At 73.3% G+C, this 1,724-nt stretch carries 1 protein-coding gene; it reads right to left on the bottom strand.

Annotation, left to right across the window (positions count from 1 at the left end; genetic code table 11):
- Nucleotides 1–88 precede the first annotated feature (88 nt).
- Nucleotides 89–1,612 carry an aldehyde dehydrogenase family protein gene (locus ACFV61_RS35890; RefSeq protein ID WP_063350120.1) on the bottom strand — a complete coding sequence of 508 codons (1,524 nt, stop codon included), beginning with the start codon at nt 1,610–1,612 and terminating at the stop codon, nt 89–91.
- Nucleotides 1,613–1,724: the final 112 nt, after the last annotated feature.

Here is a 1,724-nt window from a genome sequence, read left to right as displayed (position 1 = left end):
CGGAGCGGGAGGCCGGGACCGGCCTCCCGCTCCGTGTTTATGTGGTTCCTGGTTCCGCGTTCCGTGTTTCGTGCGGGCCGCGGCCCGGCTAGAAGAGGCCCACCGCGTCCGGGGAGTAGCTGACCAGCAGGTTCTTGGTCTGCTGGTAGTGCTCCAGCAGCGCCTTGTGGTTCTCCCGGCCGATGCCGGAGTTCTTGTAGCCGCCGAAGGCCGCGTGGGCGGGGTAGGCGTGGAAGCAGTTGGTCCACACCCGGCCGGCCTGGATGGCGCGCCCGGCGCGGTGGGCGGTGTTGAGGTTGCGGGTCCAGACGCCCGCGCCGAGCCCGTACTGGGTGTCGTTGGCGAGGGTGATCGCCTCGGCGAAGTCCTCGAAGCGGGTGACCGAGACGACCGGGCCGAAGATCTCCTCCTGGAAGACCCGCATGCTGTTGACGCCCTCGAACACCGTCGGCGTCACGTAGTACCCGCCGGCCAGGGCGCCGCCGAGGTCGGCCCGCTCGCCGCCGGCCAGCAGCTTGGCGCCCTCGGCCTGGCCGATCTCGAAGTAGGAGAGGATCTTCTTCAGCTGTTCGGCGCTGGCCTGGGCGCCGACCTGGGTCTCGGTGTCCAGCGGGTCGCCCTGGCGCATCGCGCGCACCCGCTCCAGGCCGTCGGCGAGCAGCCGCTCGTAGACCGAGGACTGGATCAGCGCCCGGCTGGGGCAGGTGCACACCTCGCCCTGGTTGAGGGCGAACATCGCGAAGCCCTCGACCGCCTTGTCGTAGAAGGCGTCCGAGGCGTCGGCGACGTCCGCGAAGAACAGGTTGGGGCTCTTGCCGCCGAGTTCCAGCGAGACCGGGATCAGGTTGTCGCTGGCGTAGCGGGCGATGAGCCGGCCGGTGGTGGTCTCGCCGGTGAAGGCGATCTTGCGGATGCGGTTGCTGGAGGCCAGCGGGGCGCCGGCCTCCTCGCCGAAGCCGGTGACGATGTTGACCACGCCGGGCGGCAGCAGGTCGGCGGTCAGCTCGGCCCACAGCAGCACCGAGGCCGGGGTCTGCTCGGCGGGCTTGAGCACCACCGCGTTGCCGGCCGCGAGCGCCGGTGCGAGCTTCCAGATCGCCATCAGGATCGGGAAGTTCCACGGGATGATCTGGCCGACCACGCCCAGCGGCTCGTGGAAGTGGTACGCCACGGTGTCCTCGTCCAGCTGGGACAGGCCGCCCTCCTGGGCGCGCAGCGCGCCCGCGAAGTAGCGCAGGTGGTCGACCGCGAGCGGGAGGTCGGCGGCCAGCGTCTCGCGCACCGGCTTGCCGTTCTCCCAGCTCTCCGCGACGGCCAGCCGCTCCAGGTTCGCCTCCATCCGGTCGGCGATCCGCAGCAGCGCCTGGGCCCGCTCGGCGGGCGGGGTGCGGCCCCAGCCGGGGGCGGCGGCGTGGGCCGCGTCCAGCGCGGCCTCGATGTCCTCGGCGGTGCCGCGGGCGACTTCGGTGAACACCTCGCCGGTGACCGGGGTCGGGTCGCCGAAGTACTCGCCGCGCACCGGCGGGGTCCAGCCGCCGCCGATCCAGTGCTCGTACCGGGAGCGGTAGGCGACGATGCTGCCGGGCGTGCCGGGGGGCTGGTAGACCGTCATGCTCTGGTGTCTCCTCGCGACGTCGGGCGCCGCCCGGACCGGGTGGCGGGGCGGCGCGGGGGGGGGGGGCCCGCGGGGGGGGGGGGGGCGGGGGGGGGGGGGGCCGCCCATA

Origin of the sequence: Kitasatospora sp. NPDC059817 (assembly GCF_042731835.1) — a bacterium.
Lineage (GTDB): Bacteria > Actinomycetota > Actinomycetes > Streptomycetales > Streptomycetaceae > Kitasatospora.
Note: the sequence above shows the minus strand (reverse complement) of the source record. Positions and strands in the feature narration are given on the sequence as shown.